We start from the raw sequence: 7,966 nt of genomic DNA on the forward strand, positions 1-7,966 counted from the left end.
TAACGGATCAAGATGAAATTCAGTGTTCGGTTTTGAATGTACAAACATTGGTTATGATAAGGAGATAGTCTTTATGACTATCTTTTTTTGTATATCCAATAATATTTTGAATGGGGAAAAGAAGATGCCGGCCTATTTTTCAATTGCTATCAGCATCAAGGGAGCTGATAGGTATGATGGCATGTATGCCGATTTTATTGATATTCTTCAAAATGCAGGTATGAAATTTGTGAGCGGTACTTGGGAATTTATGGATGAACCGCTAGATTCTATTATTGCCTGGAATGAAAAAAAGCTCATAGATAAATTTGAGCTTGGTTATGATGAACATTATTCGAATGATTACAGGCAAGTTTTTCTTGATTTTCACGGATTCTCCGAAGTAAGATCATTCATTATGTATTTAAAAGAATATGATGAATTTGTATTTTCAATTATTATTCCTGAGGATGAACTTCTTAAATGGGATAATGGAAGGGTGACTTATGACCCGGATATTATACAGGATTTAAAGATGGTTATTTCTGATATCTGGAAATGGGAATGTGTGTCTGCAATACAGACTACACTTGAACTATCAGGGGATATAACGCATATTATGGAACTGGAAAATGGTGTTAAGCCATCTATTTTACCATTATGTGTAATTCCTAAGGAATTCATGAAATATAATCTTGATGAAAATGACAAAGCTGTTGAAATTCACAGAAATGGTGTACTTATAGAAAATATATGAGAGATTTAGGAGGAGCAGATGTTTCAGATTAGAGATGCAAGAATTGAAGATGCTACAAGACTTTTGGAGATATATAGCTATTACGTTGAGGATACAGCTATTACCTTTGAGTATGATGTGCCATCAGTGGAAGAATTTGAAGATAGAATAAAGAATATCTCAGCAAAGTATCCATATATTGTACTTGAGGATGATGGCGTGATTTATGGATATGCATATGCGGGAACTTTTAAGGCAAGGGCAGCCTATGACAAATCCTGTGAGCTTACAATTTACCTGGACAAGGATAGTAAAAAGAAAGGCTATGGAAGAGCCTTGTATGAATCTCTTGAGAAGAGATTATTGGAAATGGGAATAGTGAACCTATATGCATGCATAGGTTATCCTGTTGTTGAGGATGAGTATCTTAATAGAAACAGTGAGCAGTTTCATGCACATCTGGGATTTTCCAAGATTGGTACCTTTTATAAGTGCGGATACAAATTTGGAAGATGGTACAACATGATATGGATGGAGAAGCTTATAGGTAATCACGGCTTAAAATCTGAGCGAATTGATCTGTGGGAGGATGATGAATATTCATATCCGCTGGCCTTTGGATTTAAGCCTAATATGGTCACCTATTTGCATAATGATGGTCAAAAGCATCCGTGTATGGTAGTTATTCCCGGAGGAGGCTACTGCGTAGTTTCACCTACCGAGGGAGAAATTGTTGCCAAGAAATTCTACAAGATGGGATACAATGCTTTTGTTGTTACCTACACAACAAATATTCTGTTCAAGGAACCACTAATGGATCAGCCTATGAAGGACGTATCCAGGGCAATCAGACTTATACGAAAGGATGCTGATAAATACGGCATATATACTGATAAGGTTGCAATTTGTGGCTTTTCAGCAGGTGCGCATCTGAGCGGATCTGTAAGTGTTCACTTTGATGATGTTAAGGATGATAATGATGAGTTAAATACTGTAAGCAACAGACCGGATGCGGCTATTCTTTGTTATCCTGTTATCACATCAGGTGAGTTTGCACATAGAGACTCCTTCAATGCACTTATTGGTGAAGAAGCTGGGGCAGATAAGCTTGAGTATTTTTCATTGGAAAAGCAGGTGACAAAAAATACTCCGCCTACATTTCTCTGGCATACAGCGACTGATGATCTTGTACCGGTGCAGAATAGCTTGCTATATGATGAAGCCCTTACTAAAGCGGGAGTCAGACATGCACTTCATGTTTTCTCCTTCGGGCATCATGGTCTTGGACTTGGTGATGAAGACTGGGCAAATCATAGATTTGGCGAACCTTATACATACGAACAGACATTTAAAACTGTAGAAGCTGTCAAAAATAATGAGGTTGAAGTATCTGATGAAAAAAGAGAAGAACTTCTTAGGGATTTTGCAGAAGTAAAATACTGGCCTGATGTCACATATCCCGAAATAGTGATGTGGCCTGAGCTTGCTGATGCATTCTTAAGGACTGTTTTATAAAATAAAAAAATTATAGTTATTTAATAATATGGTGCTCCTATGCAATTTATAATGATTGTATAGGAGCTTTTGTTGTTTAAAGGGGGCAACAGTGCTACGTAAAATTGTGAATAATAAAATGGTGATGCTTCCGGTTATGATGGCTCTGTTATCGTTAGTCCTTATTGTGTTTGGAAGCAGTATCCTTATAACCCCAAAACGATTTCAGTTTGAAAAGCTTGATAGCGGCTGGACAGTCAGCCGTGATGGTGTCCTATTGCCTTCTGGCAGACTCTCAGATATTAATCTTGGCTATACCAGAAGGGGAGAAACAATATCATTGTCCACTACAATACATTGCGCAAAGATTGTGGCACCTACCCTGATGTTTAAAACCGGTTATGCCGTTGCAGACGTATATTGTGATGGGGTAAATATTTATTCTTATGGGCATGAATATTATGATAAAGGTAAATATGTTCCAAAGAGATATCATCTTGTAGCATTGGAGGAAGGCAGAGACTCCTATGATATAGTAATTGATTTAAAAATGGCTGAAGATGGTGCTGTAAAGGGAATTTATGCAGGCTATTTTGGATCAAGAAATGATTTGATAAAAAATTTTATTCAGCATAAGAGACTGGCTATATTCATAGGCGGTTTTCTGGGAATGTATGCCTGCCTGCTTTTTTCACTTGGAGCATATCTTTTTCTTTATCATGGAAAAAGATTTTCAATTATTTACAGTGCTGCTACAGCATTTCTATTTGGTTTCTACACTTATGCGTATAATGACATTTTCTGGCTTATAAGTGATCATGATTATTTCTTTTCAGTAGCGGAGTATGTTGCTCTGTATTTCGTGCCGGTTTCAATAAGCCTTCTTTTTTATTTAACTATTCCGGATATCGCTGTTTATTGGCAGAGGATAATTCTTGCAATTAACATTATTATGCCTTTTGTTCTTATTAGTCTTCACGTATTAAATATTGCGCATATACAGAAATATGTTCTGGTAGTTCAAACTATTGAAGTAGTAGAAATAGTAGTTCTCTTTTTATCTACTTTTCGTGGAGTGATAAAAAGACAAAAAAACAAGAGGGAATCTCCAACCTATACAGGCATTAATTCAGATGATTATTTATTGTTTGGGGGCTTTTTAATCCTTATTTTTGCGCTGCTGGAAATATTCAAGTTCTATTATTTACAGGGAACGGGAAAAGTGCAGGGATTTTTAAAGGATATAAATTTCCTTTCGCTTGGAGCACTGTATTTTACTTTCTGTCTGTTTATGTATTACTTCTTTCATGGTATTGAAAATTCAAATGCAGAGTACGTGAAGGAGCAGCTGGAAGGACTGGCATATACAGATTCGTTAACAGGGCTTGTAAACAGAGCAAAATGTATGCAGTATACCTCAACTGTTAAAGATGATTATGCAATAGTCAGCATAGATCTGGACCGCCTTAAGTATGTAAATGACAACTATGGGCATACTACAGGGGATGAAATGATAAAAAGCTTTGCTGATATCCTGAAAAAAGCATTCGTGAAGGCAGACATGATAGGAAGAACCGGTGGAGATGAGTTCATAGTTGTTTTCCAGAGTCCGGATAAAGATAGCTGCGACAAAGCTGTCAATGAACTTGAAAAAATGATGAAGGAATTTAATGAGGGAGAAAGAATGTATAAGTTATCTGCTTCCTATGGTTATGCCTATAGTGGCGAGGCAGATAATGCGTCATTCGATGACATTTTTTATATTGCAGATTCAAGGATGTACGAAATGAAGGAGACGCATCATGCGTAGACGAATCCTTTTTCTTACAATTGCATTTATCACTTTTATTATTCAGATCATGATAGTTCATTATGTATTTCTCCCGGATAGTATGGAGAAAGTTACCATCCTGGATGAAGGGTGGGATGTAAACTACAATGATACATATTTCCATGACATAAGGCTTTCTGAACTGAGAAAACTTATTGGTAATTCTACTAATAAGGGAGATACTATCATTCTGTCCAGGGATATGAAGGGAATAAATAATTATCAGACACCGACCCTTCTTTTTGAGAGCAGATTCAGTGCATACAGAGTGTTAGTTGGTGACAGGATAATTGAAGAAAAATTTGAAGACCTTTTGAAGGACAATAAATTTGTAGGGTGTGACAATAATTTTATTCAAATGCCCACGGGAGTTGAGTCTTCTATTATCAGGATTGAGCTGCATGTGGCAGAAGATGATGCATATAACTACTTTGAAGCTCCAATTTTTGGAAGCTATATGGATGTGCTACATTATACTATTTTTTCAAATTTGTTTGTTGTTATAACCTCTGTTTTTCTCATCATTTTCGGACTTTTGTTTTTTGCTATAGCAGTTGCCTTTAGAAGTACTGTGCCAGAAATAGATATGCAGAGTTATTCATCGCTTCTATTTATCACTTTAGGAATATGGTTCCTTTCACAGTTTAAGCTTCTGGATTTTTTCATAGACACAGGGGACCATCAGACTGAGATAGAATATATTTCTCTTTACATTACAGTCCCTTTTATGTATATGGTTATGGGCTCCATGCAGAATTATTTGCATAGCAAATTGTTTTGGGGATTCGCATTAACAGGATCTATTGTGATAATGATTCCTATAATGAGCCACTTTTCAGGATGGCTTCATATAAATCGTTTTCTTGGTCTCTATCAGCTTGATGCCATGGTATTCTTCATATTTATGTTGATAATGCTCTTTAGGGATATAAAAAGAAAACGCATCACAAGATATCAGACTATACAGCTTGTAGGCATAACTATGTTGGCTATTGCTTTTCTGTTTAATGTGCTTTTCTATTTACTGGAGGTTGCAGGGATTTCTGAGCAGATTATACTGTCCAAAAAGGCGGTACCCCTTGGGGTTTTGGCGATGGTATTTGCAAACCTTGTAAACTATTACATTTACATAGCACAGTCCTTTGCACGGAAAAAAGAGTACAGTTCACTTACCCATCTGGCTTACGCTGATGGATTGACAGATCTGGCTAACCGATCCAGATACGAAAAATATATCGATGGCCTTTATAAAAAGGGAGATGATTTTTGCCTGATAAGCATAGACTTGAATGGACTAAAAGTCATAAATGATAATGCTGGTCATCTTATGGGAGATAAGTATATAAGAGAATTTGGGCAGGTACTGACAGAGTGCATGGAGGGAAAATGTTTTGCGGCAAGGATTGGTGGAGATGAGTTTGTGGTTGTTCTCACAGGTGATGAGCTATTTTCTGCAGAACAATTTATACGCGAAATGAACGAAAAATTGGAAAGAATGAATGCTACTGATCACAGCATGATTAGGAGCGCAGCTACCGGATACGCTTTTAGAAGTGAAGTTGAAGGTAATGGTCATGAGGTTTATCTTCTTGCAGACGAGCGAATGTATAATAATAAAAGACATATGCATAAGGAGCTTAAAATGCCGGAAAGATAAAAACTATAAAGCTGATAAAATGATAATCGAAACCAATCTTGAAATGTATAAAAAACTTATAAACGAATTCTTAAAAGACAGTCAATTCACGGGTTTTTTGAAACTTTTCTATTTATTTTCAAATAGTATATGCTATACTTAATTAGGATATTAAACATATATTCAATCGGTTTTTAGTTTGTTTTTTAATTGATTGCAAGTATCAATTTTTCAAAGCGTGAGGTGAAAATATGGAATCGAAAATCTTGCTTGAAAATGGAACTAATGAACTTGAAGTTTTAGAGTTTAAAATTGACGATCATTGCTATGGAATCAACGTTGCGAAGATTAAAGAAATTATCGTTTATCAGGAAGTGACGCCAGTTCCGAACGCTCATCCAAGTATTGAAGGAATATTCATGCCCCGCGATACTATGATTACTGCAATCGATTTGCGTAATTGCTTACAGAGAGGTGCATCGAAACCGGGTGGACTTTTCATTATTACCAACTTTAATAAGTTGGATATTGCCTTCCATGTGGATGCTGTTGTAGGTATTCACCGAGTTTCATGGGCAGATATCATCAAACCTAACGCTACTATTTCCAAGGCTGAAGAGAGTATTTCAACAGGTATCATCAAGCTTGAAGAGAGACTGATCATCATCCTTGACTTTGAGAAAATTGTATCTGATATCAATCCTAATACCGGTCTTAATGTGGCTCAGCTCACAGATATCGGCACAAGACAGAGGAACGAAATCCCGATTGTTTTGGCAGAGGATTCACAGCTGCTTAATAAGCTGATTGTAGATTCCCTTAAGAAAGCCGGATATGACAATGTCAGACACTTTGAAAATGGTAAGCTGGCATACGATTATATCAAGGGCTGCAAAGACAGAGGACAGCTTGATAAGGTTAAATGCATTATCACTGATATCGAGATGCCTATCATGGACGGACACCGCCTGACAAAGCTTGTTAAGAGTGATGATGAAACGAAGCAGATTCCGCTTATTATTTTCTCATCACTGGTAAACGAGGAAATGAGAAGAAAAGGAGAGTCCTTAGGAGCCGACAGGCAGCTGTCAAAGCCGGAAATTGGTAATTTGGTTGCTGTAATTGATGAACTTGTTCATGCTGATGGCGATGCCAAATAAAGATATATGATGTAAATTATAACTCCCTTTATTGCTTCAGTTATGAAAATCAATTTTCAATGACTGCTACAATGAAGGGAGTTTTAGATTTTTTGGGGGAGATAGCAACATGAAGTCTAGGAACGAAGAGTATTTAGATGGACTATTGCAAGCATTAAAAAAGGATTCCAATTCGGGGATAGCAAAGACAAGCTCAGGTACAGATTTTGCGGAGACCGTTGATCTTGATGATGCTATAGAGGTTTCTTCTAATAACAGTGATCTCAAAGAAATTGGAGAAATGCTTGGCAAACTTGATAGCGGAGAACTGATGGATACAGGAATGAACCGAGTCCTGAAAGCTATTAGTGCGCCTGATGATAAGTCTTTGCCTAAATACAAGATTGGGGATGATGTTCCGGAGGGGTATGAAAAAGATGCTGATGAGCTTGCGCTAGATGAAGCCATAGCCAGGGCAGAGGCTATGGAGCTTGAAGCGTCAAAAAAGAGCGCAGCGGAAGAATCTCTTATGGAAGTTGCGCCTGAAATTCTTATCGAGGATGATGCAAATGCATCTGGTGAGTCTGCTGAAGCAGATCCAACAAAGGCAATCTTGGATGATATGGTACCTGTAACTCCAGAGGAGGAGATGGGTACAGACAATTCATCTGCAGAAATTGCTCTGGATAATCTTGATCTTCCGGGTATCGAGTCTACTGAACCTATTTCCGAAGAAATGCTTGATATTGATGGCATGCTTGACAGCATGGATAATCCTGAGAAAATTCTGGATGATGATTCAGCAGAATTAAAAGCAGCAATCGGAGAAGGTGCACGCACGGCTCCTGAGAATATCGTGGTTGATGATTTACAGATTCCGGATGCGGTTGTTCCGGAAGCAGAGGAACCAGCACCTGAAGAAGCGATGTCAATTGAAGATATCGATAAAATGATGGCTGAACTTGGGGCTATGACAGATGAAGTGCAGCCCGGGGTAGAAGAGACTCCTGTGGCTGAAATGCATGCAACAGAAACAGGATCAGAAGAAATGTCTCCTGCCGATATCGAGAAGATGATGGCGGAGATGGGCATGGCAGCAGAGGCAGAGCAGCCTGTTGCAGAGGAGACCCCTGCAGTTGAAATACCTGTAG

At 37.8% G+C, this 7,966-nt stretch carries 6 protein-coding genes; all 6 read left to right on the forward strand.

What is annotated here, in order from left to right; genetic code table 11:
• The first annotated feature begins 73 nt into the window (after positions 1-73).
• Positions 74-736 (forward strand): hypothetical protein, encoded by a 663-nt coding sequence (locus tag G587_RS24800; protein ID WP_051201177.1) that lies wholly within the window; start codon positions 74-76, stop codon positions 734-736.
• 18 nt (positions 737-754) lie between these two features.
• Positions 755-2,230 carry a GNAT family N-acetyltransferase gene (locus tag G587_RS26695; protein WP_081679536.1) on the forward strand — a complete coding sequence of 492 codons (1,476 nt, stop codon included), beginning with the start codon at positions 755-757 and terminating at the stop codon, positions 2,228-2,230.
• 106 nt (positions 2,231-2,336) lie between these two features.
• Positions 2,337-4,019, forward strand: coding sequence for a sensor domain-containing diguanylate cyclase (locus G587_RS0119635; RefSeq protein ID WP_207637486.1), 1,683 nt, complete (start codon positions 2,337-2,339; stop codon positions 4,017-4,019).
• Entirely contained in the window at positions 4,012-5,697 is a 1,686-nt protein-coding gene (locus tag G587_RS0119640; RefSeq protein WP_026493635.1) for a GGDEF domain-containing protein, read from the forward strand. Before G587_RS0119635 ends, G587_RS0119640 begins: the two co-directional genes overlap by 8 nt.
• 230 nt (positions 5,698-5,927) lie before the next feature.
• Complete coding sequence (locus tag G587_RS0119645; RefSeq protein ID WP_026493636.1) at positions 5,928-6,836, forward strand: chemotaxis protein; 909 nt, start codon at positions 5,928-5,930, stop codon at positions 6,834-6,836.
• A gap of 109 nt (positions 6,837-6,945) precedes the next feature.
• The coding region (locus tag G587_RS25975) for a hypothetical protein (protein ID WP_035787403.1) at positions 6,946-7,966 on the forward strand (1,021 nt) is incomplete at its 3' end.

Source organism: Butyrivibrio sp. XPD2002, from assembly GCF_000423945.1.
Lineage (GTDB): Bacteria > Bacillota > Clostridia > Lachnospirales > Lachnospiraceae > Butyrivibrio.

Coding starts and splice junctions, on each gene's coding strand:
- G587_RS0119640 (WP_026493635.1), top strand. CDS start 4,012: ATGCGTAGACGAATCCTTTTTCTTACAATTGCATTTATCACTTTTATT.
- G587_RS26695 (WP_081679536.1), top strand. CDS start 755: ATGTTTCAGATTAGAGATGCAAGAATTGAAGATGCTACAAGACTTTTG.
- G587_RS0119645 (WP_026493636.1), top strand. CDS start 5,928: ATGGAATCGAAAATCTTGCTTGAAAATGGAACTAATGAACTTGAAGTT.
- G587_RS24800 (WP_051201177.1), top strand. CDS start 74: ATGACTATCTTTTTTTGTATATCCAATAATATTTTGAATGGGGAAAAG.